We start from the raw sequence: 24,435 nt of genomic DNA, 5'->3' as shown, positions 1-24,435 counted from the left end.
CAGACTGAGTACGGATACGTGAATAACCACGGATATGTCCGAGATCATGGTGGCGAGTCATGTCCCACACCGCTCAGACCGCGCACACAGCCGAGGCCGCGCTGCGCGAACGGCTCAGCGCCGCACTCGACCAGCAAGGGCCCGGCCGGCCCTTGCTGCTGCTGGTAGAAGGAGCCGCCGGCACCGGCAAGAGCCGCCTGGTGGAGCGGCTGCGGAAGGCCGTACCCGACACCGTCCGCCGGGCGGCGCCCGGTGATCCGCTGCCCGGCGAGGGGCCGGTCCTGCTCCTCGTCGAGGACGTACACCGGGCGGCCGGTGACGACGGCGCCGCTCTGCGTGCCCTGCTGACCGACCCGCCTTCAGGCCTCGTGTGTGTTCTCAGCTACCGACCCGAGGAACTCGCTGTACCGGGGCTGGTCCTCGGGCCGGACACGGAGTTCCCGGCCCGGCTCACGGTGGTGCGGCACGTCGTCGGCACGCTCGGCGTCGCCGCGGTCCACCGGATGGCCGCCGATGTGCTCGGCGAGGACCGCTGTACGCGCGACCTGGCCGAGGCCCTGCACCGCGTCTCGGGGGGCGTCGCCCAGACCGTCGCCGATCTGCTCGACCTGATCGGCCTGACGGCCGCCCGCACTCCGGCCGGCCGGCAGCCGGGTTCCGTCGACGTCGACCGGCTCGGCTCACCGCCCCGGCTGACGGCCCTCATGGTGCGTCGCACGACGGCCGTGCCCGAGGGATACCGGCGGATCGTCCTCGCGGCGGCCGTCCTCGCCGAGCCCGCGAGTGCCGGGGAACTCGCCGCCGTTGCCGGGCTCACCCGCAGCGACGGTCAGGACGCGCTGCTGGCCGCCCTGCGTCACGCCGCGCTCGACGAACGCGGCGACGGCCGCTACGGCTTTTTCTCGCCCGCCGCCGCGGCGGCCGTCCGAGGCTGGATGCCCGGTCCCGTCCGTGAGGAAATGCATCGACGGACCGCACACATGCTCACCAGGCGGCAGCCGATCCCGTGGGAGCGCGTGGCCGGCCATCGCCGTGCCTGCGGCGATGAACGGGGCTGGCTGCACGCCGTCGAGCGCGCCGCCCGGCAACTCGAGGACGCCGGGGACCAGCAGCGCGCCGCGCGCCTGCTGGAGACTGCGCTCACGACGGGCCCGGTCCCCCGGCACGCCCGCCCCCGGCTCGCCATGCTGCTCGCCCGCAGCGCCGTGGTGGGCCTGCGTTCCGACCAGACGCTGGACGTTCTCCGGTACATCGTGGCCGACGCCGGTCTTCCTCCGGCCGTCCGCGGTGAGATCCGCCTGGACCTCGGCCTGCTGCAGTGCAACCAGATGGGCCAGGTTGTCGAAGGCCGCGACGAACTCGCCCGAGCAGTGGAGGAACTGGCCGGCCGACCGGTGCCCCTGGCGCGGGCGATGTCGGCGCTCGCGATGCCGTACGGGCCGGACGCGCCGTTCGCCGAGAACATCGTATGGATCGAACGGGCCGTGAAGGTCGCCGACGAGTCGGGCGACCCGGTGGTCCAGACCGCCGTCGCGGCCAATCACGTGAGTGTCCTGCTCAACAGCTCCGACCCGGCTGCCTGGCCGCTCATCGAGAGCCTTCCCCGGGACAGCGACCTCGCCGGGTGCCGGCAGCAGACCGCCCGTGGCCTGTGCAACGCCGCCGACGCGACGGTGTGGCTCGGCCAGTACGAGAAGTCGCGCGCCCTGCTGGTGGAGGGCGTCGACCTCGCCGCGCGCAGCGGGGCCGCCTACGCCGAGCAGACCGGCCGCGGCTGCGCCCTCGTCCTGGACTGGGCGACCGGCCGTTGGTCGGGGCTCGCCGACCGGGCCCGCGCCTTCGTCGACGACGCCGGCGACATGCCCTACCTCGCCTCCGACGCCCGGATGGTCCTCGGGCTGCTCGCCCTCGGGCGCGGCGAGTGGGCCGATGCCGTCGACCACCTCACAGGCCCGGGTGCGGCCGACCTCGACAGCGGGCCCGTACCGATCTCCGCCACGGCGTCCGGTGCCCTGATCCGGCTCGCCCTCGCCCACGACGACATCGACGCTGCCGTCGCCGAAGCCGCCGCCGCGTGGAAGCGGCTGCGTGCCAAGGGGATCTGGGCCTGGGGCGCCGAACTCGCACCCTGGGCCGTAGAGGCGACGGCGCGGGCGGAGGCCGTGGACAGCGCCCGGGAGATGACCGCCGAATTCGCCGCGGGACTGGAGGGCAAGGACGCGCCGTCGGCCTCCGCCGCCCTCCGGTGGACCTTCGGTGTCCTCGCGGAACACACCGGGCGGATCGCGGAGGCCGCCACCTGTTACGGAAGCGCCGCCACCGCGTACACCGCGATGAACAGGCCCTATCACGCGGCCCTCACCTCAGCGGACGCCGCCCGCTGCACCCTCGCCCTCGACAGCGGCAGCGGCCCCGCCGTCGCCGCGCTCGCCGACTGTGCCGCTGTCTTCGACACGCTCGGAGCCACCTGGGACGCGGCGCGCGTCCGCACCGATCTGCGCCGCCACCACCCCGCGCAGGAGCCCCGGGTCCCCGGCCGTCCCCGGTACGGCGACCTCCTCTCGCCGCGCGAGTCGGAGGTCGCCCAACTTGCTGTCGCCGGCATGACCAACCGTGAGATCGCCTCGACGCTGCATCTGTCTCCGCGCACCGTCGAGCAGCATGTCGCCCGGGCCATTCATAAGAGCGGAGCGCGCTCCCGCCAGGGACTCGGGCCAGCACTCGGGACGGTCCCGGCGGAAGTTCTCAAGTCCGGTGAGCAGCCCGGACGGGGCCGCTGACGGGAACGTACGTGACGCCCTCTCAGGTAGCTCGCCCTCGCAGTCCTGTCCGGTCGCCGGGTCGGACACGGTGAAGCGGTCGACACCGTGCGGTCCCGGGCGCGGCGCCTGACCTGTCCCGCTCGGCCCCCGGGTACCTGCCCGCCGGGGGCCCGAGCGTCACCGCCGTGGCGGCGAGGTCCGCGGAAGCCTTCGTCCTCGATCGTGGCTAGGGTGGCGGCAGGAGACTGATTCCGATGCCCTTGACCAGGGTGATGCGCAGGCCGGCGAGTTGGGGGCCGCACAGGCCGACGGCTCCCGAGCAGGCCAAGTCGGAAGCGTCAAGTCGGAAACAGCGGGGGCTTGTTGATGGGAAGTCGGCACCGGCAGTGGCCAAAGGCCACGTCGACCGTCGGCGGTGGCGGCGGACCGCTCGGCCGGAGCGGACGCCACGGGCGGGTGACCGGCCGGTCGGCGCCCGCGGTGCTGCCCTCGGCGCTGCGCGTGCCGCTCGGGCTGATCGCGGCCCTCGCCGCGCTGGTGGTCTTCGGGCTCGGGGTCCTGTACGCCGGCCACGACAGGTCCGGCGGGGTGGAAGGGCGGATCGGGGCGGCGGTGGAGGACGCGGGGGCGCCGTGGCGGGACGTCGCCCTGGCCACGGACTTCCTGGGGGAGCCCGCCGGAGCGACCGCGCTGGTGGCTGCCGTCGTGACGGGCTGCCTGCTGCTTCGGCGCAACCGTGCGGCGGTGCTCGCCCTCGCCGGCACCGGCCTGGCCGTGGCGGCGACGAAGCTGCTCAAGCCCTTGGTGGGGCGCACCATCCACGACGGGCACCTGTCCTACCCGAGCGGGCACACCGCCTTCCTCACCGCGGTCGCCCTCGTGTTGGCGCTGCTCGCGACGGGCCGGCCCGGCCTCGGCAGGACGGCCGGCACGTCACTCGTGTTCGCCGCGGCGCTGGTGGCCGGCGCCGCCATGGGCTGGGCGCAGGTCGCCCTCGGCGCGCACTACCCGACCGACACCGTCGGCGGCTGGTGCACCGCGCTGGCGGTGGTACCGGCGACCGCGTGGCTGGTCGACCGGGCGGCCGACCGGCTGGTCCACCGGACCGCCGACGCCGGTCGCAGGCAGCCCCGCTGACCACACGTCACGTCACGCCTGGCGGCGGAACACCGGCTTCACCGGCCGCCCGCCCAGCCAGGGCGTGGGGTCGGCGGCGTCAAGTGCCTTCCGGTACACCGCACATGCCTGGCCCACCACGTCGACGGTGTGGTCGATGTCGGCGTCCTCGAGCGCGCTGCTCACCACGAACGACGGGGCCAGCACCCCGCCCGCGAGGAGCCGGCGCAGGAACAGGGTGCGGTACCGCTGCGACGGCTGACCGTTCTCGTCGAGGGTGGCGAAGACCAGATTGCTGGCCCGGCCCCGGATCACGATGTGGTCGCCGACGCCCATGCCGGCAGCGGCCTCGCGGACACCGGCGGCCAACCGCTCCCCGAGGGCGTGCAGCCTCGCGGTGACGCCCTCCTCGACGTAGGTGGTCTGCACGGCCATCGCGGCTGCCAGGGAGTGCGTTTCCGCACCGTGCGTGGTGGACAGCAGGAACACCCGGTCGCCCGGGTGACGCAGCCCGCCCCGCTCCATCAGCTCGCGGCGCCCGGCCAGTGCGGAGACGGCGAACCCGTTGCCCAGCGCCTTGCCGAACGTGGAGAGGTCGGGGACGACGCCGTACAGGCCCTGGGCGCCCGCCTCCGACCAGCGGAAGCCGGTGATCATCTCGTCGAAGACGAGTACGCAGCCGTGCCGGTCGGCCAGCTCGCGCAGGCCGGCGAGGTACCCGGGCGGCGGCTCGGTGTGGGTGGCGGGTTCGAGGATCAGGCAGGCGACCTCGTCCTGGTACCGGGTGAGCAGCTCCTCCGTGGCGGCCAGGTCCCCGTAGGGGAACGTGACGGTGAGCTCGTCGGTCGCCGCCGGAACACCGGCGGACATCGGCGTGGTGCCGATGAACCAGTCGTCGACGGAGAAGAACGGATGGTCGGCGCAGAGGGCCACCCGAGGGCGCCCCGTGGCGGCGCGGGCGAGGCGCACCGCGGCGGTGGTGGCGTCGGAACCGTTCTTCGCGAACTTCACCATCTCGGCGGTCGGCACCGTGGCGAGGAAGCGTTCCGCGGCTTCGACCTCCACGATGGACGGCCTCACGAAGTTGCTGCCGCGGTCGAGTTCCCGTCGCACCGCCTCGATCACGCGCGGGTGGGCGTGGCCGAGGCTGACCGACCGCAGGCCGGAGCCGTACTCGACGTAGCGGTTGCCGTCGACGTCCCACACGTGGGCACCGCGGCCGTGGCTGATGACCGGGGCCAGGTCCTCCGGGTACTGGTCGTCGCCCTTGGCGTAGGTGTGCGCGCCCCCGGGGACCATGGCGTGCAGCCGCTCGTTCGCCGTCCGCGACCGGGGCAGTCGGAACTCTTCGCTCTCCATTGCCGGCCTCAACTCTCCTGGTGCTTCAGGACCTCGGCGAGGCTCGGGGCCTCCCGGTCCCGCCGGGACATCGATGTGACCGGCAGCGGCCAGGCAATGGCGAGCTCCGGGTCGTCGAAGGCGATCGTCACGTCCTCTGCCGGATCGTGCCGGCGGTCGATCCGGTACGAGGTGTCGGCGGTCGCGGACAGCGCCTGGAAGCCGTGCGCGCACCCCGCCGGGATGTACAGGGTCACCTGCGTCTCGCCGGACAGTTCGAAGGAGGCGACGTTGCGGTAGGTCGGCGAGTGAGGCCGCAGGTCCACGACGACGTCGAAGATGTTTCCGTACGAGCACCGCACGAGCTTGGCCTCGCCTGCGCCGGAGCGCAGGTGCAGGCCGCGCAGTACGCCCCGGACCGAACGGGACACGCTGTCCTGGACGAAGGCGTTCGGGTCGAGGCCCACCGAGCGGACCACGTCGGCGTCGAAGGTGCGGCAGAAGAGGCCGCGTTCGTCGGCGTACGGCGTCGGCTCGAACAGGTACGCGCCGGCTATCGCCGGGACCTCGGTCGCTTTCATGGAGTCTCCCGCGGGGCGTGGGCGGTTGCTGGGAACAAGGCCGTGGTCAGAGCGGTGAACTGGTGCTGGAGCCGCCGGGCGGCGACCTGGTTCCGCTCGGCGAGGGTCCGGCGCAGCTCCGCCGATCGCTTCTCCAACTCGCGGAACTGCTCGAGCAGCCGGTCGGCGTCGACCTCTCGAGCCGGGTGGCAGTACGCGCCGAGACCCATCCCGGCCATGAGCGCGTCGCTCTTGGCCGCATAGCTGAGTGCGAGCGTCGGTGTGCCGGCCTTCAGCGCGCAGACCAGGTTGTGGTACCGGGTCGCCACCACGGTCCCGGCGGCCGCCGTCTCCTTCATCAGGTCGGCCAGCGAGGCCGCCTCGGCGGCGGTGACCAGTGGCGAGTCCACCGCGTCGAGGATCGCGGCGACCACCGGCGCGTCGCACTTGTCGCCGGTGAGCAGCCGGACCGGCCTGCCGTCCTCGACCAGCGTGCGGACGAAGCGGGTCGTCCCGTCGAGGTAGCGCCGGTGGATCTCCCCGGCCCGGGCACGGTCGTCGTTCCCGCCGTGGAAGTCCATGACCCCGACGCAGACCAGGCCCGGCGGACCGTCCGGGGGCGCGCTCGGCTCCGGCGCCGGGAGGGCGAACGCGAGGTCCGGGTAGACCTCGTCGCGCGCGGTGTCCACGCCCATCGCCCGCATCGCGTCGCGGGACAGGTCGTCACGGTAGGACCGGTACGCGGCCAGCCGTGCCGACCGGCGCACCAGGGCCCGGGTGGCCCGGTCGCCGATCTCGGCGGCGCCGACGCCGACCAGCGCGACGCGGGTGCGCAGCAGCCGGCCGGTCGCGCACAGCAGGAACAGCGAGTACGGGAAGCCCCACGGCCGCAGCGGCAGCGTGGCCTCCAGGACGCCCATGCCCGGCACGATCACCACGTCGTGCCGGCGCACCCAGGCGGCGGTGCGGAAGGCGTCGACGACCTTGCCGAGAGCCTTCGCCGCGATCGCGCCCGCACGCGAGGCGGTCCGGTACTCCCCGCGGTACCAGTGCAGCCGCGTCGCGGGTATCCCGTACCGGGCCGTGACGACCTCGGGTCCGCCGCACAACGCGTCCACGACGGCCTCCGGGTGCTCGGCGCGGAGGTGGCCGAGCACGGCCTCGAGCGAGCCGTCGTTGCCCAGGTTGCCGGAGCCGAGCAGGCCGAACACCCCGACGCGGGGAGCGCTCACGCCCGCCTCCCCTCACGGCCGGCGACCAGGGCGTCGACGGAGACGGTCAGCTTGTCGGGGTCGACCGGGGCGCGGTCCTCGACCCGCTCGCCGGTGCCCGGCCGGGCCCGGCTGGTCATCCACGCGGCCAAGTGGCGATAGCACGCGCGCCGGTCGGCCGCGGACAACGGCGCCCGCCGGATCGCCGAGACGAAGCCCCAGACGTACTCGGCGAGCAACCGCGGGGTCGGGTGCAGCGGGCCTGCCCGTCGCGGGTCCAGGTTGACGCACCGGGAGCGCTTGGAAGGGTTCGCCCGCTCGGCCCGGGTGGGGTGGTCGCGGCGGAAGTACAGCAGCTCCGGCACCTGGTGGAAGGGCCCGTGCAGGCCGATCTCGGTGACGAACGTGCGATCCGCGTGGTGGTAGCTGTCGTGGGGCTTCACCCGGCGCAGCACGTCGGCCCGCATCACCCCGTAGAAGTCGTCGCCGCCGGGCTCGAACAGCATGCTGCGGAAGCGCTCCGGCGCGCGCGGCGAGTCGGTGGCGAGCGTGTACTCGTACGGCACCTTCACCCGGCCGTCCTCGTCGATGACCGCCTGGTCGGCGTGCGCGAGGATGACGTCGGGCCGCTCGTCCAGCGCCTCCACGCAGCGCCGCAGCAGGTCACGGGCGTACAGGTCGTCGTGCGAGGCCCACTTGAACAGCTCGCCGCGGCACTCGGTGAACACGTAGTTGTGGTTCGGCGCGGCGCCGATGTTCCGGGGCAGCCGGATGTACCGGATACGCGGGTCCCGCGCGGCGTACTCGCGGCAGATGTCCTGGGTCCCGTCGGTCGAGGCGTTGTCGGAGACGACCAGCTCGAAGTCTTCGTAGGTCTGGCCGAGCAGGGCGTCGAGCGACTCGGTGAGGTACTCCTCGCCGTTGTACACGGGCAGGCCGATGCTCAGCCGGGGATGGGCGGTCATGACGTCCTCACTTCGCGAATGGTGTCCTCGTGGTGCTCGCGCAGGGCGGAGCGCAGTTGCAGCCACCACACGGCCGAGCCGCAGACGGTCGCGGCGGCGACGCCCCAGGCCGAGCCGACGGTGCCGGCCCAGGCCGCCCCGCCGAGCCCGCCGACGACGTAGCAGGCGGAGGCGAACAGCTGGCTGCGCAGGCTGCGCCGGGCCGCGCCGAGCGCGCGCAGCCCGGCCGCCGCGCCGGTGCCGAGTCCGGCGCCCGCGACGCCGAGCGTGACGGGCGCGATGAGCTCCGAGGCGGAGCCCCAGACGCCGCCGAGCACGAACTCGCCGGCCTGGTCGGGCACCAGCAGCAGCGCCCCGCCCCAGAGCAGTGCGGCGGCGGCCTGACCGCCGCCCAGCAGGAGGCAGAACGAGCCGAGCCGGTGCGGGGCCCGCCGCAGCACCCGGGCGGCCTCCGCGACCGTGACCAGCGACAGCCCCATCAGCACGGCGAGGAACGGGCCGAGCAGGAGCTCGGCACCCCGGATCACACCCACCGCGCCGACCCCGACGATCGCGCCGAGCCCGTACGCGCGCAGCTGGCTCGCGCCGCTGTTGCTGAGGTTCTCGACCAGGTACCGGGAGCCGAGGTCGCGGTGCGCGCGAAGCCACTCGCGCGCACCGGTCATGTGGGGCCGGATGCCGGACTGGAAGCAGCCGTACACCGCGGCCACCGCGGCGGATCCGCCCCAGGCGAGCACGAAGGCCTGCACGCTGCCCGCGCGGGCGGCGACCACCATGGCCGGGACGAGCGCGACGCCCCACACGACGTCGTTGACGAACGCCTTGCGCCCGGTGCCTGCGGCGAAGAACGCGAACCGCCAGGCGTCCTGCAGCAGCAGGCCGGGCAGGACGACGCCCAGGCAGGCGAACGCCGGCCCCACGCGGCCGCCGACACCGAGGCCGACCACCAGGCACGCCGCGCCGACGGCGGTACCGACGCCGAGGGCGGTGCCCGACGACCGGGCCACCGCCCCGCGCCAGGACGCGTCCGGCACACCGCTGAAGCGCACCACGAGCGGGTCGGTGGCCAGGCCCCGGGAGACGTTGAGCACGACGCCGTAGGTCACCCAGGCCAGGCTGAACACGCCGAACGCGGTCAGCCCCAGCGAGCGCGCCACGTAGATCCCCACCGCGAAGTTGGACATGCTGGAGGCCGCCTGGTCGGCGAGCCCCCAGGACAGCCGGCCGGCGACGCCCCGCTCGGCGGACCCGGCCCGGGACGCCGTCGCCGTCGTCTGCTCCCCTTCGGTGGACATCGGCGTCATGCCTTGATCAGCCCTGCGCCGTGCAGGGCGTCGGCCGCGCCGGCCACCGTGTCGAACGGCAGCCCGGACCGCTCGGCGACGTCCAGCAGACTGTGCTCCCCGTCGGAGAGACTGAGCACCCAGAGCATGGCCATCTGGGCCTGCTTGGTGTCGCTGCGGCCACCGAGGGCGTCGTACAACCCTCGCCGGCCCAACTGCGGTTCTCCGTACGGGCTGAGGTTGAGGTAACGCCGGTTGCGGTCGAGCACGGCGAACGCCTCGCGGCAGACGGCGAGCGTGTCCGCCATCGCCTCCGGGGAGACGAAGTCCAGGTCGTCCGCCGAGGTGTGGTACTCGGGGTAGCCGGCGTACGGGGTCCGGGTGAGCGAGCCCACGCCGAGATCGAAGCCGGGTGAGCAGAACTGCCGCTCGTCGTAGCCGTACGGAGTGAACCCGGTGACACGGTGCGGGCGTTCGGAGGCGGCCAGCACGTGCCCCATCACCCGGTCGATCTCCGCGTCGCCGCGTCTGCTCTGCTTGTACGTCAGGTGCCCCCGGTCGCCGGCGCAGGCCAGCACCAGCCCGTGCTTGACCCGTTCCACCCGTTCCTTGTTGCGGGCCAGCCAGGTGATCGCCCCGATGGTGCCGGGCGCGAACAGGAAGCGGTAGGTGTAGTACGGCGTCCGCTCCGCCAGCGCCCGGGCCAGGAACGTCGCCACCGCGATGCCGGCCAGGTTGTCGTTGGCCAGCGACGGGTGGCAGACGTGGCAGGAGACGATCACCTCGTCGGGGACCTGCCCAGGGACCACGTGCTCGGCATAGGTGAGATGGCCGTCCGCGAGCGTGGAGTCGACACGCACCTCGTAGTCGCCGTCCGGCATCGCGTCCAGGGTCTCCTGGGCCAGGCAGAACCCCCAGTCCGGCTTGTAGTAGCTGGTGCGGTACGGCACCCAGCCCGGGTGCTCCGGCAGGGTGTGCAGATGCTTGCGCAATTCGGACAGCGGCATGGTCCGCGACACCGGCACGCTGTAGCCGAGCACGTGCAGGCTGGACGCGGCGAGGTCGACGACCCGGTTGCCGGTGGTGTCGGCGATGTACGCGTCCCGGATGTTCCACTCCTGCGGCACCGTCCAGTCGAGGACCTGGGTCCCGGTCGGCACCTCGTGCACCTGAAGGGGGAGGTACTCACCGACGATGTCCAGGGTGGCGCGCACGCCGTCGCCGGTGATGCTCCGGCAGAGCGGGTACAGCCGCTCCACCAGGGTGTACATGTCCTGGCCGGTCACGGTCACGCGCGCCACCGCAGGGTGTCGTCCACGGCACCGGCCCCGGACGCCGCGCGCAGCACGGCGAGGCGGGTGAAGCGCTGCTCGAAGTCCTCGCGGGTCAGCCCGTGTTCCCGGTAGGCGTCGGCGAGTTCGAGAGCGCCCTGCTTCACCGTCCACTCGCAGTCGAAGCCGGGTATCGCGGCCCGGAACCGGGAGAAGTCCACCCGGTAGGAGCGCGGATCGGCACCGTTCTCCCCGGTGATCCTCACCTTCGCTCCGGACACCGCCTCCGCGACCTGCTCGGCGATCTCGGCGACCGTGACGTTGTTGATCTCGCTGCCGATGTTGAACGCCCGGTCGTGCACCGCTTCCCGCGGCGCGGTCAGCGCGGCCGTGAAGGCCCGGGCGATGTCGGCGGCGTGCACCAGCGGGCGCCAGGGGGTGCCGTCGGAGAGCACCAGGACCTCGCCGGACAACAGCGCGTGGCCCACCAGGTTGTTCAGCACGATGTCGGCGCGCAGCCGGGGCGAGTGGCCGAAGGCGGTCGCGTTGCGCATGAACACCGGGCCGAAGTCGTCGTCGGCCAGGGCGTGCAGGTCGTCCTCCACCCGCACCTTGGACTCCGCGTACGGCGTCACCGGGCGCAGCGGGGCGTCCTCGGTCACCAGGTCGTCACCGCCGGCGGCGCCGTAGACCGAGCACGTCGACGCGTACAGGAAGCGCCGCACCCCGGCGTCGCGGGCCAGCCGGGCGAGGCGCACGGACGCGTGATGGTTGATGTCGTAGGTGAGGTCCGGCGCCAGCGATCCCAGCGGGTCGTTGGAGAGCGCGGCCAGGTGGATCACGGCGTCGACCCCGGCCACGTGCTCGGCCGTGATGTCGCGCAGGTCCACCCGGTGCCCCGGAGGGTCCGCGGGCGCCGGGCCCAGCACGCAGTCGGCGAACAGGCCCGAGTCGAGGCCGACGACCTCGTGCCCGGCGGCGGCAAGGACCGGGGCCATGACGGTTCCCAGGTAGCCCTGGTGTCCGGTCAGAAGTACGCGCATGGTTCAACCCCCCAGGTTGAGCGTGAGTTTGGTGACGGCGAACGCCTCGGCGTAGCGCTCGTGGCATTCGATGCCGCGGATCCGTGCGAGACCGAGGAAGGCCTCCCGGTCGTACCAGGGCCGGTGCCGCTGCGAGGGGTAGTGCTCCTGCAACAGCCGCACCTTCTGTTCGGCGATCTCCGTCGACAGCGGCTGGTACGCCGCCATACGGCCGAGAGCGCCGTCCCACTTGACGATCTCGTAGCCGAGCACGAGGTGGTCGCGGAACGCGGTGGGTACCAGCTTCGCCAGGCCGCGGTGGTCCTGGTGCGCGTCGTCGGTACGCGGGGCCAGCACCAGATCCGGCTCCGTCTGCTCGCGCAGCTCCTCGACCGCGGCCTTGGCCTCCTCCCAGTGCGCCGGCAGCCGGCCGTCCGGCAGCTTGAGCACGGTCAGCCGCAGGTCCGCGCCCGGGCAGAAGGCGGCGAGCGCGGCCTGCTCCTCCTGCTCCCGCTCGCTGCCGCCGCCGGAGAGCACCAGCGCGTCGACGCGGACCCCCGGCCGCGCCAGGCACAGCGTCAGCAGCGTGCCGCCGGCGCCGATGGCGATGTCGTCGCAGTGCGCACCCATGGCGACGACCCGGTCCGGGCGCCGCCCGGCGCCGAGCCGGATCACGCGGTCCTCACCCGGGTGTCCGCCCCCGCGCCGCCTTGTTCCCACACGGCCCACGGGCGGTCGCCCCTGGCGTAGGCGGCGTCGAGCGCGGCCCGCTCCTTCACGGTGTCGGTCGGCTTCCAGAAGCCGCGGTGCCGGTGCGCCACCAGCCGGCCGCGCTTGGCCAGTTGGGCGCACCCGTCGGCGACCAGGTCCCCGCCCTCCGGGATGTGGTCGAAGACCTCCTGGCGGAGCACGAAGTAGCCGCCGTTCTCCCACAGCGGCAGTTCGCTCACCGCGGTGATGCCGCCCACCAGACCGTCCTCGCCCAACTCCACGCAGTGGAACGAGGACTGCGGCGGCACCACCATCATCGACGCACCGGCGTCGCGCCGGGAGAACCGGTCGATCATCTCCGGCAGCGGGGCGTCGGTGAGGACGTCGGCGTAGTTGGCGAGGAACATCTCGTCGCCGTCCAGATGGTGGCGCACCCGGCGCAACCGCTCCCCGATCGGGGACTCGACGCCGGTCTGCGCGAAGGTGATCGTCCAGTCCGAGATGTCGGTGGACAGCAGCTCGGTCCGGCCGCCCCGCAGCACGAAGTCGTTGGACGTCGTCTCCTCGTAATTGAGGAAGAAGTCCTTGATGTGGTGGGCACCGTAACCGAGGCACAGGATGAACTCCTTGTGCCCGAAGTACGCGTAGTAGCGCATGACATGCCAGATCAGCGGCCTGGGGCCGACCATCGCCATCGGCTTGGGCACGTCGTCCGCGGCACCGCTGCGCATCCGCATCCCGTAACCGCCGCAGAACAGAACGACCTTCATGCCTTGACCTCGACAATGCTCAGTTCCGGTATGGGAAAGACGAGCCGGCCGCCCCAGTCGTGCACGAAGGACAACTGCTCGACCAGCTCGGCCCGCAGGTTCCACGGGAGGACGAGGACGTAGTCCGGTTCGTCGGCGGCGATCTGTTCGGGCGACAGGATCGGGATACGGGTGCCCGGGGTGAACCTGCCGTGCTTGTAGGGGTTGCGGTCGACCGTGTACGGGAGCAGGTCGGGCCGGATGCCGCAGTGGTTGAGCAGGGTGTTGCCCTTGCCCGGGGCGCCGTAGCCGACGACCGTCTCGCCGCGCTCGGCCGCCTCGATGAGGAACTTGAGGAGGTCCCGGCGCACCTTGGCCACCCGGTCGGAGAACTCGGTGTACCCGGACAGCTCCCGCAGCCCGGCGGCCTTCTCCCTGGCCAGCACGTCGGCCACCCGACCGCTCGGCTCGCCGGCCACCTCGGCCGGGCGGGCCCACAGCCGGATGGAACCGCCGTGCGTGGGCAGCAGCTCGACGTCCACGAGCGCGAGTCCGCCGCTCGCCAGGGCCCGGGTCGCGGAGGCGACCGTGTAGTACTGGAAGTGCTCGTGGTAGATCGTGTCGTACTGGTTCTCCTCGATCAGGGTCAGCAGGTGCTGCACCTCGACGGAGACCCAGCCGTCGTCGGCGACCAGGGCGCGCAGCCCCTGGGTGAACCCGACCACGTCGGGGATGTGCGCGTACACGTTGTTGGCCACGACCAGGTTCGCCGGGCCGTGCTCGGCGCGGACGGCCGTGCCGAGCTCCGGGCTCAGGAACTCCGTGAGCGTGGGCACACCCGCGTCGCGCGCCGCCGCGCCGACGTTCACCGACGGCTCGATGCCGAGGCAGCGGATCCCCCGGTCCACCACGTGCTTCAGCAGGTACCCGTCGTTGCTCGCGACCTCGACCACGAAGGCGTCCGGGCCGAGCCCCACCCGCCGGCCGGCGTCGGTGACGAACGTACGCGCGTGCTCGACCCAGGAGGTCGAGTAGGAGGAGAAGTACGCGTACTCCTTGAACGTCTCCTCCGGCGTGATCAGCGGCGGGATCTGCGCGAGCCAGCACTCGGTGCAGACCCGCAGGTGCAGCGGGTACGCCGGTTCCGGCCGGTCAAGTTGGTCCGCGGCGAGAAAGCTCTCACATGGTGGCGTCGCCCCGAGATCGACGACGCTCGCCATCGCTTGTGAGCCGCAGAGCCGGCATCGTGTCATCTGCTGTCCCCATCCCCCCTGCTCGCGCGGGTGTCCCCGCCTCGAGCCAGTGCCGACCGCCCCGCGATCGCGGTGCGGTACCCCTCCACCAGGCGCTCCAGGCCGACGGCCGGGCTGAAGCCCTGCTCGTATCGGCGCCGGGCCGCCAGGCCCATCTCCCGGCCCAGGGCAGGTCCGGCCGTGATCCGGCGTATGCAGGACGCGAGCGAGGCGGGATCGCCCGGCCGGTGCAGCAGGCCGGTCACCCCGTCCTCGACGAGTTCGACGAACGCGCCGTGACCGGCGGCGACGGCCGGGACCCCCGCCGCCATGGCCTCCGCGACCACCAGGCCGAACGTCTCCAGGGCCATCGACGGAGCCACCACGGCGACCGACCGCGCGACCGCCTGCCGGCACTGGGCCGGGTCGTACAGGCCGACGTACCGCACGTCGTCCCGGCCCGCCGCCCAGGCGGTCACCTCCCGCTCCAACGGCCCGGCGCCGGCGAGAACGAGCGGCACACCCACCCCGCCGTCCGCGGCGACCTCGTCCCACGCGGCCATGAGCAGCCGTACGCCCTTGGTGTCCGCGAGCCGGCCGAGGAAGAGCAGATGCTCGCCGGCGCCCGCGCGGCAGGCGCCCGGGTCGGGCACGAAGTTGTGCTTCACCATCAGCCGCTCGGCCGGCATGCCGGACCGCACCAGGACGTCGCGCTGCGCCGCGGAGATGCAGAAGAACCGCTCCACCGCGGACCACCACCGCCGCCGGTTGACGACAAGGCTGACCGCGAGCGGCACCGTCGCCACCCGGGAGTTCCGGTAGCAGCCGTGCCGGACGGCGGGCAGCGACGCCGCCGACCCGACGCACTCGGTGCACGGCCTGCCGTCCCGGTGCAACGTGCCGGGCGGGCAGACCTGCGTGTAGTTGTGCAGCGTGGCGACGACGGGCACGCCGGCGTCGGCGCAGGCGGCCAGCACCGCCGGCGACAGGAGCGGGAAGACGTTGTGGACGTGCACCACGTCCGGCCGCTCGGCGCGGAGGCGGGCGGCGAGTTCCGTGCGGACCGCCGGGTTCCAGGGCACGAGGAGCGGCACCGCGGCCTTGCCCAGCAGGGACCGGGCGGCGATGTCGTCGCTTCGCCGCTCGAACACCTCGACCCGGTGGCCGGCCGCGCGCAGCAGTCCCACCTCCTCATCGACGACTCTGTTCTCCCCGCTCGGCTGCGCCGAGGAGTAGCGGTTGTGCACCACGAGGACGTGCATGGTCAGGTCACCTCCGGTCCCGGGCCCAGCGCGGGACACGTCGTCGAGGGGCTGGGGGCGTCGGGAGGGGCGTGGCCCCGGCAGGTGGCGCGAGAAGCGAGGCGGCCAGGGCCAGATGCAGCAGATACGGCGAGGCGTCGCCCAGCCCGGCCTCGGTGTACGAGGAGATGGCGACGTAGCTGATCAGGAAGATCGCGCAGGCCCTCGGCAGCGACGGCGGCCGCAGCAACGCGACGCCGCCCAGCACGGTGATCATCGCTGCCACGATGAAGACACCGATCAGACCCTGCTCGTGGTAGACGGCCAGCCAGCTGTTGTCGATCGGCAGCCCGCCGAACGACTTGTCGCCCAGGCCCATGCCGAGCAGTTGCTCCGAGGTCGTCCGGGGGGCCGCCAGCAGGGCGTCCCAGACCTTGGCCCGACCGGTGAGATCGGAGAGGTTCTCCTGGCTCTGTCCGCGCAGGAACCACGCCCGCAGCGCGGAGCTGAACGCCACCGCGGCCACCGCGGCGCCCAGCACCGCCCAGGCGAAGAAGCGGCGGGCGGCGGCACTGGTCAGGACGAGCGAGCAGATCGCCAACGCCAACGCGATGAGCAGGCCGAGCGTTGCCGTCCGGGTATGGGTCAGCGCGAGCAGGACGAGGGCCGGCACGATGACCACGGCCGCACCGGCCCCGGTGGTCCGGCGGCCCAGCACGAGCAGCACGGCGAGCCCGGTGATCACCGCGGCGTACTGTCCGATCTGCGGCGGGGTGAGCGGCCACAACGCGCCGACGAGGCGCCCGCCGTAGTACTCGGGCATGGCCACGCCCGGCGAGACGACCAGGCCGACGACCACCGACCCGAGCACCGCGAAGTACATCCGGATGTGGTGGCGGACGAACGTCGGGCTGCCGTCCCACCAGCGGCTGAGCAGCCACAGCGTGCCGACGAAGAGAGCCAGCCGGGCGCAGCGGAACAGCGCGCCGAACCCGACCTCGAGGTTCGCGCTGGAGATCACGCTCGGCACCAGCAGCAGGGTGAGCAGGAACACGAAGGCGCTGGCCCGGATGCGCAGCCGGGGATTGAGCACGAGCGCCAACGCGAACGCGGCGGCCAGCGCGCCCATGGTGGCCATCTGGATGAGGGAGCGGGGCAGCGGGACGATGGTCTTCGCCCCGGCGGAGCCGAGCGTGTTGAGCCCGAGCAACGCCCAGACGATCCCCACGGCCTTCGGTGCGGCTGCAGGACGTGGTCCGGTACCGCGCCGCGTGCCCGCCGTGTCCGGTCCGCCCGGGAGCCCGCCGCGCGTCAGGTCCCCGCCCATCTCAACCACCGGCCTGTGGGTCGAAGGTGCTGCCCGCGTCCTGCCGGTACGGCGCGTCCTGCCACTGCCTGGAGTCGAGCTTCCGGCTCGGGTCGCCCGCGACGAAGCTCCACGGTCCGCGGTAGACGTTGTCGTGCCAGCGGTTGTGCTGCTTGTGGGTGATGGCCTCGGCGACCCGCTCGCCCTTGTACGGCGACCAGTCCGGATAGGTGCCGTAGTTGGCGAGCACCGCCATGCGGCCGCACTCCACCGCGCACCCGACGACGGACGTGTCCAGCACGAAGCGGTTGTCGTGGATGTCCACCCGCTGGGTCTTCCACCGGCAGTCGGCGTCAAGGGGTGCGGTGGCGATCGCCGGCCGGGCGCAGCGCTCCGTGTCCTTCACCAGCAAGGTGCAGTAACCCGTCGAGGTGTTGGCCGGGCTGTTGCAGAACCGGTCGGCGTTCTCCCACAGAGTGATCCCGGACCAGTTGTTCTCCAGCACGTTCCGGTAGATCTCGATCCGGTCCGTGCGGGCCGGGACCCGTGGTTCGCCGCCGGACTCGGACACGTAGACGGTCGCGTACGGGAAGTCGTCGCCCCGGTCGGCGTAGCCGCGGCCCTCGACCCAGTTGTTCCGCCGGATCGTGTTGTTCCGGATGACCGCGTTGTAGCTGGTCTCGTACATCAGCGCGGCACCGTCGTTGTCCTCCAGCACGTTGTGCTCGATGCGGAAGTCGTTGTTGTTGTTGTCCGCCCACAACCCGGCTCCGCGGTTGTCGTGCACCCAGTTGCCGCGCACGTCGGCGCCGTCGACGGCCCAGAACTTGATGCCTCCGGTGCAGCCGCAGCCCGGTTGCCGCCGCTCCCAGTCGTCGGTGTTGTTGCCCACGATCTCGTTGCCCTCGACCACCAGGCCCCTGATGGAGTCGCCGGCCTTGTACGCGTTCATTCCGTACTGTCCGTTGCCGCGCAGACAGCTGGCGCGGACCCGCTGGCGGGCACCGGCCATCAGCCCGGCGCCGGCGTTGTCCTGGATCGTCGCGTGCTCGATCACCCACCCGTCGGCGGAGTCGTGGTTGACCACGCCCTCGTTGTTCGGCGCGACGAAACGCTGCACGGTCAGGTGGCGGATGGTGACGTTGCGGGCCCTGCCGCTGAACGCGTACTGGTTCTCCTTTCGGCCGTCGAGCACCGCTCCCGGCGCGCCGAGGTAGCGGTTCCCCTCCTTGGGGACGACCTGGGCGTAGCGGTCCGGCTCGAGCCTGTGCCTGCCCGGCCGGAGCCAGAACGTGGTGTTCGGGGGGCTGCTCCTGGTCTTCGCCGCCAGGTCACCGGTCACCGCGGGGTCGACCGTCACCGCGCCGGCCGGCGCCTTCGCCGGCCCGGCCGCGGGCCTGGCGCAGACCCGGGCCACGGACGTGGGCGCCCCGGACGCGGACGGCGTACCGGTCGGCTCCGCCGGGCCGTCCGACGTGCTCGTGCAGCCGGTCGCCGCCAGCAGGGCCAGCGCCAGCGGTGCCGCCGCCGGCGCCCAGTGCCGCCTCTTGGTCCCCACTCGCCCCCCTAGCCGTGGAACCTGAGCACGGTGGTGAAGCCCTCCGCGCCGTCGGCGAGGCCGGTGCCGACCAGCGTGGTGGAGACTTCCTTGCGCCCGAATCCGGGGGAGTACCAGCCCAGCGGCGGGTCGCTCTCGCCGCGATGCGCCCGCCAGTTCAGCTGCCCGGGCAGGTCGAGCACCGCGGAACGGGCCTCGCCGTCCCGGGTCCAGGTGAGCGAGGCCCGGTCGCCCACCAGGTCCGCGGTGACCGCCGGGCCGAGGTGGAACGCCAGCCGCACGGCCCGGTTCTCCTGACCGCGCACCTCGTCGACCACCTTCAGCTCCCGGCTCGCGGCCGTCAGCTCCACCCGGCGGCGGTGCACGGAGCGCCGGTAACCCTCGTGCTCGGCACACCAGCGGGCCGTCCCCGCGTCGGAGGTGCCGGACGTGTCCGCGGCCAGGACGCGGCTGCGGGCGTGCCGGGTCCACAGGAACGGGCCGCCGGAGACGGACTGGTCACCGCCGTCCAGCTGCAGGGTGTTGTGGCCGAGGGTCGACCGGAAGTACCTCCGCCACTCGGGCTGCCCGTGGTAGCAGTACGTCCCGGGGTCGGCGAGTATGTCGACCCCGTCGTGCCGGACCTCTACCGACAGCGCGTCCGCGTGGGCGTGCGCGGCGATGGACAGGAAGCCGTGCGGACCGCCGTCGCAGCGGCACCAGATCCCTTCCGGACCGCGCAGGACGGTGAGCCCCGCGTCGGCGAAGTGGGCCGGCCGGTTCGCCGGGCGGGTCACGGACAGTTCGGTGCGCCTGACGAGCGAGGCCAGCAGCGGGGTGCGCACATCGGTGCCGGTCACCACCGGCCACCAGGCGAGCCGGCCGAACACGGCGTCCCCGGTGGCCAGCAGGGAGGCCCAGCGGTCGGTGCCCTCGCCGTCCACGATCAGACCGTGCCCGTCGTCCGCGTCGCCCTGGCGCGGGGGCCGTAACCGGTTGTCCACGACGGCCGCGAGCGCGTCGGTCATCCGCAGCAGCACCAGCCGGATCGACGTGGGGACCGGCACGCCGGCGGCATCCGCCTCGGCCACCGCGGCCAGGCCGAGCTCCAGCACCAGTCCGTGATACTCGGTGGCCAGCTCGCGGTTGAGACCGGAGCCGAAGGTGTTGGCGCGCAGATGCCGCTCCAGCGACCGCAGCGCGTCGGCCCGCCAACGCGCCGAGGAGGGGAACCACCCGAACGCGCAGGCCGCGGCGAACTGCCCGGCGGCCTCCGCGATGACGTGGTTGTTCGCCGACGACCCCCGGCTGGGGAAGGCGGCCAGCCAGCGCTGGTGGTGCCAGATCTGGCTCAACGCCACCGGGTTGTCCTCGAACAGCCCGGCCGCGCCCGGCCAGCCGTCGAGCAGCCGGCGGATCCACACCCACGACAGCAGCCGGATCCCCAGCTCGATGCCGCTGACCCAGTGCACGCCGCGCAGCGGCGCGTTGGCCGCCCACCACGACCGCAGGTGCTCGGCCACCCGCTCGGCGTACCGCTCGTCCCCGCTGATCGCGTAGGCGGCGGCGAGCACGGTGAGGTACTGATGCCGGGACAGCTCCCAGATCTGCTTGATGTCCCCGACCGCGTCCTCGTCCCGGTACGGCACGTCGAAGGCGTAGCCCCAGGGAGCCCGGCGCCCGGTCTTCGGGTCGTAGCACCAGTCCGGGTCGGCCAAGTCGTCGCGGGCCACCCCGAAATACTCGGCGTGCCCGGCCATCAGCCGGTCCGCCTCGGCCAGGAGACGCTTCGCGGCGTCCGGCGGCACCGCGGCGACCGTCGCGGCGGGCAGCACCGCGGTGAACCGGGCGCCGGTCACGCCCGGGCGGTCCGGCAGCGACGACCGCCACCGCCGCCTGCGCACCGCGTCGCCCGCCCGGCCGCCGACCTCCCGCGGCCCCATCCGGGACAGCCGCCGCAGGTACCAGCCCAGACTCCCCGAGCTCACCGTCATCGCGCCCTCGCCAACGTCACCGGCGCGCCGGTGACCAGGCCGCTCTGCACGGCGAGGGTGGCCGCCGTGGTGGCGACCAGCGACTCCAGCGGCACCGGCATCGGCCCGCCGGTCCGCACGGCCTTGACGAACGCGGCCAGCTCGGCGTTCTGGCCCTTGTCCCGGGCCTTCGGCAGCCGTGAACTGACCCACTTGCCGCGGCCGTCGTGAACAGTGGCGCGGACGAAGTCGTCGAGCCGGAGCGCACGGCCGTCCGCGACCAGGTCCAGCGTCTCCTTGGGGAAGCCGGCCGGGCCGGTGGTGACGTAGCTGATGGTGGCGGTGGACCCGTCCGGGTAGCGCAGTACGACCTGCAGATCCTCGTTGCCGGGCGTGGCGACCGTGTACACCGAATCCGGGTCGGCATCGAGCAGCCAGCTCGCCGTGTCGATGAAGTGCCCGCCCTCGCCGGCGAACCGCGAGCCCTCGGTGCCCTGCCGGAGGTACCAGCTGCCGTGCTGCAGCCGGCCCGCGTTGACCAGGTACCGCAGGCTCGCAGGACCGCTCCGGGCGCCGAACCGCTGCCGGGCCTCCCGCAGCACCGGCGCGAACCGGCGGTTGAAGCCCACCTGCAGCCGGTCGTTGCCGGACTCCTCGACTGCCGCGAGCACGCCGGCCAGTTCGTCCTCGGTGAGGGCCAGGGGTTTCTCCACGAACACGGTCTTGCCGGCCAGCAGGGCCTTCCGGGTCAGTTCGGCGTGCGAGCTGTGCCGGGTGACGACGAACACCGCGTCGATGGACTTGTCGCCGAGCACGGCGTCGAGGTCGGTGGTCGCCTCGGCGAAGCCGAACTTCCGTTGCGCGTTGGCCGCGGACAGCGCCGTCGTGGTGACGACGGTCGACAACTCGACGCCGTCGCGCTGTGCCAGGTGCGGCAGCAGCATCGACGTCGCGTAGTTGCCCGCGCCGACGAACGCGAGGCGCACCGGCGTCCGCGCGGCCCGGGCCGGTCCGGGCACCGTGCCCACGGGTCGCTTCACCGCGGGCACGGCCACCGCCGGGGCATCCGCTTCCCCCGCGTGCCCGGGGTACCTGAACAGCACCGCCACGGCCTTCAGTTCGCCGCTCTTCAGGCTCTGGTACGTCTCGACGGCGTCGTCGAAGTCGGCGATGCGGGAGACCAGCGGCTCCACGTCGACGCTGCCGCGGGCGAGGAGATCGAGGAAGCACGCCAGGTTGCGGCGCTCGGTCCAGCGCACGTAGCCGATCGGGTAGTCCCGGCCCTCGAGCTCGTACTCCGGGTCGTAACGCCCGGGGCCGTAACTGCGGGAGAACCGGACGTCGAGTTCCTTCTCGTAGTACGCGTTCCACGGCAGGTCCAGGCGGCACTTGCCGATGTCGACGACCCGGCCGCGGTCCCGGCACAGCCGGGCGGCCAGCTCGACGGGCTGGTTGCTGCCGCCGCCGGCGGCCAGGTACACCTGGTCCACGCCCAGGCCGCCTGTGAGCTCGGCGACGGCGGCCTCCACGGCCGGGGACGCGGGATCGCCGCAGGCCGCGGCGCCCAGGCGCTCGGCGAGCTCGCAGCGCTCCGGGTCGGGGTCGGCACCGACGACGCGGACCCCCGAGGCGGCCAGCAGCTGCACCACCAACTGCCCGATCAGACCGAGGCCGATGACCAGTGCCACCTCGCCGAGCTTCGACTCGCCCTGGCGGACACCCTGCAGGGCGATCGACCCGACGGTGCCGAAGGCGGCGTGCCGCGGTGCGAGGCCGTCCGGCACCGGGGTGTAGAGGTTCTTGGGCACCCAGTTCAGCTCGGCGTGCAACGCGTGCTCATTGCCGGCGCAGGCCACGAGGTCGCCGGCCTTCACATCGTCGATCCCGGCGCCGACCTGCTCGACCACCCCGCACAGCGAGTAGCCCAGCGGCGTGTAGGAGTCCAGCTTGCCCATCACCTTGCGGTAGGTGGCGGGCACCCCGTTGGTGGCCACGCTCTGCATGACCTTGGCCACCTGGTCCGGGCGGGAGCGGGCCTTGCCCAGCATCGACATGCCGGCCTCCGACACCTTCATGAGCTCGGTCCCGGTGGAGATCAGCGAGTAGGCGCTGCGGACCAGCACCCCGCCCGGCTTGCACCCCGGTACCGGCACGTCGAGCACCGCCAGCTCGCCGCTCTTGTAGTTCTGCACAACCTGCTTCACTCGAACTCCTCTGAATTCCTAAGCCGTTGACCGAGTGCTCTGGCCGGACCCAGAGGTCGCGTCGCGATACCAGTACTCGAGGGTCAGCACATGCCACAGATGCTTGGAGTAGTCCTGCTGCCCGGCGGCGTCCGCGGCGACGAGCCGCTGCAGCGCGTCGCGGCGCAGGAACCCGGACCGTACGAGCTCGCCGTCGTTGACCACCTCGCGCACCAGCGGTGCCAGGTCCCGGCTCATCCAGGCGCGCAGCGGGGCGCTGAACAGGCCCTTGGGCCGGTACACGATCTCCCGGGGCAGGATCGAGCCGGCCGCCTCCTTGAGGACGGCCTTGCCCTGCCGTCCGACGATCTTGCGGTCGCCGGGCACGGCGAACGCCGCCTTGACCACCTCGACGTCCACGTACGGCACCCGCACCTCGGTCGACGCGGCCATGCTCGAGCGGTCCGTGTACGCGAGGTTCAGGCCCGGCAGGAACATCCGGGCGTCGCCCAGGCACATGCGGTTGACGAAGTCGTCGAGGTCGTTGTCCTGGTAGACGTCCGCGTGTTCGGTCAGCACGTCCTCGACCGCGGGGGCCAGGTCCGGATCCACCAGGGCGAGCAGCTCGTCCTGGTCGTACATGGTGTAGCTGCGCCGGAACGCGGTCTCCTCCGGCAGTTCGGCGAAGGAGAGGAACCGCTTCGCGAAGCGCACCGACCGGTACCCCCGGCGGGACGAGGCGACCGGCAGCCTGTCCACGGCCCTGGACAGGCCGTGCCGCAGGGGCCGGGGGACCCGCTGGTAGCGCAGCGCGAGCAGGTTGGCGAGGTGCTTGCGGTACCCGGCGAACAGCTCGTCGGCCCCCATCCCCGAGAGCATCACCTTGACCCCGGCCTCCCGGGCCGCCGAGCAGATGAGGAACGTGTTGATCGCGGCGGGGTCGCCGATCGGCTCGTCCAGGTGGTACGTCATCCGCGGCAGCAGGTCGAGCACGTTCGGGGCGATCTCGATCTCATGGAGGTCGACGCCGAACCGCTCGGCCACCTGCCGGGCGTAACGCAGGTCGTCGGGCATCGCCTCGAATTTGGCGTCCTCGGCGCGGAACCCGATCGTGTAGGCGGAGATCCCCGGTCGGTGGCGGGCCGCCAGCGCGGTCAGGTAGCTGGAGTCGAGGCCGCCGGAGAGGAAGGTCGCCACGGGTACGTCGGAGAGCAGGTGGCGCCGGGTCGACTCCTCGACGAGGGCGGCGACATCGGGCCGCTCGCCGGCCCGGGCCCGCTCGCGGCCCTCGGCGGCGACGTCCTTCAGGTTCCAGAACCGGCCGCGCTCCACCCGGCCGTCGGGCCGGCACCTCAGCCAGCTCCCCGGCGGCAGCTTCTCCGCTTCACGGAACGCGCACCGTGAGTCCGGCACCCAGTAGTACAGCAGCGAGGCCACCAGCGCCGCGTGGTCCACCTCCAGGGACCCGCCGGTCGCGGCGGCGAGCGCCTTCAGCTCCGAGGCGAACACCAGGCCCTCGCCGCGCCGGAGCAGGAACAGCGGCTTGATGCCCAACTGGTCCCGGACCAGCACCAGTTCACCGGTCCGCTCGTCGAAGATCCCGAACGCGAACATGCCGCGCAGCCGGGGCAGGCAGTCCGTGCCCCAGCGCCGCCAGGCCTCGAGGAGCACCTCGGTGTCGGAGGTACCGCGGAAGCGCACCCCGGCGGCCGCCAGCTCGGCACGCAGCTCGGGCGCGTTGTACAGCTCGCCGTTGTACGTGAGGGCGAGGCCGTCCGAGACCATCGGCTGGGCGCCGGTCCCCGACAGGTCGATGATGGCGAGCCGGCGGTGCCCGAGCTGCACCTCGCCGTCACCGGCCGAGTGGCCGTACCGGCCCGCTCCGTCCGGACCCCGGTGGGCGAGGGTCTCTGTGAGCCGGTCGGTCACCAGCTTCCCGTCCGGCCATCGGTAAGTACCCGCGATGCCACACATG

18 protein-coding genes are annotated in these 24,435 nt (G+C 72.9%); 2 read left to right on the top strand and 16 right to left on the bottom strand.

All coding sequences use genetic code 11. From position 1 onward, the window contains the following. The first annotated feature begins 59 nt into the window (after positions 1–59). Together SPRI_RS09860 and SPRI_RS09855 are read left to right on the top strand one after the other, a co-directional pair. Positions 60–2,780 (top strand): helix-turn-helix transcriptional regulator, encoded by a 2,721-nt coding sequence (locus tag SPRI_RS09860; protein WP_005310902.1) that lies wholly within the window; start codon positions 60–62, stop codon positions 2,778–2,780. A gap of 438 nt (positions 2,781–3,218) precedes the next feature. Then, positions 3,219–3,899, top strand: coding sequence for a phosphatase PAP2 family protein (locus tag SPRI_RS09855; RefSeq protein ID WP_053556867.1), 681 nt, complete (start codon positions 3,219–3,221; stop codon positions 3,897–3,899). Positions 3,900–3,911: 12 nt separating this feature from the next. Here the strand turns inward: SPRI_RS09855 and SPRI_RS09850 are convergent, their stop codons facing one another. From SPRI_RS09850 to asnB, 16 genes are read right to left on the bottom strand one after another with little or no spacing between them, the layout of a single operon-like run. Beyond that, complete coding sequence (locus SPRI_RS09850) at positions 3,912–5,237, bottom strand: glutamate-1-semialdehyde 2,1-aminomutase (protein WP_053556866.1); 1,326 nt, start codon at positions 5,235–5,237, stop codon at positions 3,912–3,914. 8 nt (positions 5,238–5,245) lie between these two features. Beyond that, positions 5,246–5,797 (bottom strand): dTDP-4-dehydrorhamnose 3,5-epimerase, encoded by a 552-nt coding sequence (gene rfbC, locus SPRI_RS09845; protein WP_005310898.1) that lies wholly within the window; start codon positions 5,795–5,797, stop codon positions 5,246–5,248. Continuing rightward, positions 5,794–7,008 (bottom strand): polysaccharide pyruvyl transferase family protein, encoded by a 1,215-nt coding sequence (locus SPRI_RS09840; protein ID WP_053556865.1) that lies wholly within the window; start codon positions 7,006–7,008, stop codon positions 5,794–5,796. The genes rfbC and SPRI_RS09840 overlap by 4 nt, the downstream gene beginning before the upstream one ends. Next, positions 7,005–7,952, bottom strand: coding sequence for a glycosyltransferase family 2 protein (locus SPRI_RS09835; RefSeq protein ID WP_005310894.1), 948 nt, complete (start codon positions 7,950–7,952; stop codon positions 7,005–7,007). The genes SPRI_RS09840 and SPRI_RS09835 overlap by 4 nt, the downstream gene beginning before the upstream one ends. Further along, positions 7,949–9,247, bottom strand: a complete 1,299-nt coding sequence (locus SPRI_RS09830; protein ID WP_053556864.1) for an MATE family efflux transporter — start codon at positions 9,245–9,247, stop codon at positions 7,949–7,951. Before SPRI_RS09830 ends, SPRI_RS09835 begins: the two co-directional genes overlap by 4 nt. Before the next feature lie 5 nt (positions 9,248–9,252). Continuing rightward, entirely contained in the window at positions 9,253–10,536 is a 1,284-nt protein-coding gene (locus SPRI_RS09825) for a DUF4910 domain-containing protein (RefSeq protein WP_005310892.1), read from the bottom strand. Continuing rightward, positions 10,524–11,549, bottom strand: coding sequence for an NAD-dependent epimerase/dehydratase family protein (locus tag SPRI_RS09820; protein ID WP_005310890.1), 1,026 nt, complete (start codon positions 11,547–11,549; stop codon positions 10,524–10,526). Before SPRI_RS09820 ends, SPRI_RS09825 begins: the two co-directional genes overlap by 13 nt. A gap of 3 nt (positions 11,550–11,552) precedes the next feature. Then, on the bottom strand, positions 11,553–12,203 hold the full coding sequence (locus tag SPRI_RS09815) for a PIG-L deacetylase family protein (RefSeq protein ID WP_053556863.1): 651 nt from the start codon (positions 12,201–12,203) through the stop codon (positions 11,553–11,555). Beyond that, on the bottom strand, positions 12,200–13,009 hold the full coding sequence (locus SPRI_RS09810) for a glycosyltransferase family protein (RefSeq protein WP_053556862.1): 810 nt from the start codon (positions 13,007–13,009) through the stop codon (positions 12,200–12,202). The genes SPRI_RS09815 and SPRI_RS09810 overlap by 4 nt, the downstream gene beginning before the upstream one ends. Beyond that, positions 13,006–14,241 (bottom strand): class I SAM-dependent methyltransferase, encoded by a 1,236-nt coding sequence (locus SPRI_RS09805; RefSeq protein ID WP_005310882.1) that lies wholly within the window; start codon positions 14,239–14,241, stop codon positions 13,006–13,008. The genes SPRI_RS09810 and SPRI_RS09805 overlap by 4 nt, the downstream gene beginning before the upstream one ends. After that, on the bottom strand, positions 14,238–15,482 hold the full coding sequence (locus SPRI_RS09800; protein ID WP_053556861.1) for a glycosyltransferase: 1,245 nt from the start codon (positions 15,480–15,482) through the stop codon (positions 14,238–14,240). The genes SPRI_RS09805 and SPRI_RS09800 overlap by 4 nt, the downstream gene beginning before the upstream one ends. A gap of 7 nt (positions 15,483–15,489) precedes the next feature. Then, positions 15,490–16,788 (bottom strand): hypothetical protein, encoded by a 1,299-nt coding sequence (locus SPRI_RS09795; protein ID WP_005310879.1) that lies wholly within the window; start codon positions 16,786–16,788, stop codon positions 15,490–15,492. Between the two features lies 1 nt (position 16,789). Continuing rightward, complete coding sequence (locus tag SPRI_RS09790; RefSeq protein ID WP_053556860.1) at positions 16,790–18,325, bottom strand: right-handed parallel beta-helix repeat-containing protein; 1,536 nt, start codon at positions 18,323–18,325, stop codon at positions 16,790–16,792. 8 nt (positions 18,326–18,333) lie between these two features. Further along, a complete protein-coding gene (locus tag SPRI_RS09785) occupies positions 18,334–20,298 on the bottom strand; it encodes a heparinase II/III family protein (RefSeq protein WP_053556859.1) in 1,965 nt (654 codons plus the stop codon). Further along, positions 20,295–22,481, bottom strand: coding sequence for a bi-domain-containing oxidoreductase (locus SPRI_RS09780; protein WP_005310874.1), 2,187 nt, complete (start codon positions 22,479–22,481; stop codon positions 20,295–20,297). The genes SPRI_RS09785 and SPRI_RS09780 overlap by 4 nt, the downstream gene beginning before the upstream one ends. A gap of 18 nt (positions 22,482–22,499) precedes the next feature. After that, positions 22,500–24,434 carry an asparagine synthase (glutamine-hydrolyzing) gene (gene asnB, locus SPRI_RS09775; RefSeq protein ID WP_005310872.1) on the bottom strand — a complete coding sequence of 645 codons (1,935 nt, stop codon included), beginning with the start codon at positions 24,432–24,434 and terminating at the stop codon, positions 22,500–22,502. Position 24,435: the final 1 nt, after the last annotated feature.

It is taken from the genome of Streptomyces pristinaespiralis, from assembly GCF_001278075.1.
In the GTDB taxonomy this organism is placed as follows: domain Bacteria; phylum Actinomycetota; class Actinomycetes; order Streptomycetales; family Streptomycetaceae; genus Streptomyces; species Streptomyces pristinaespiralis.
This window is presented reverse-complemented; position numbering and strand designations above follow the sequence as displayed.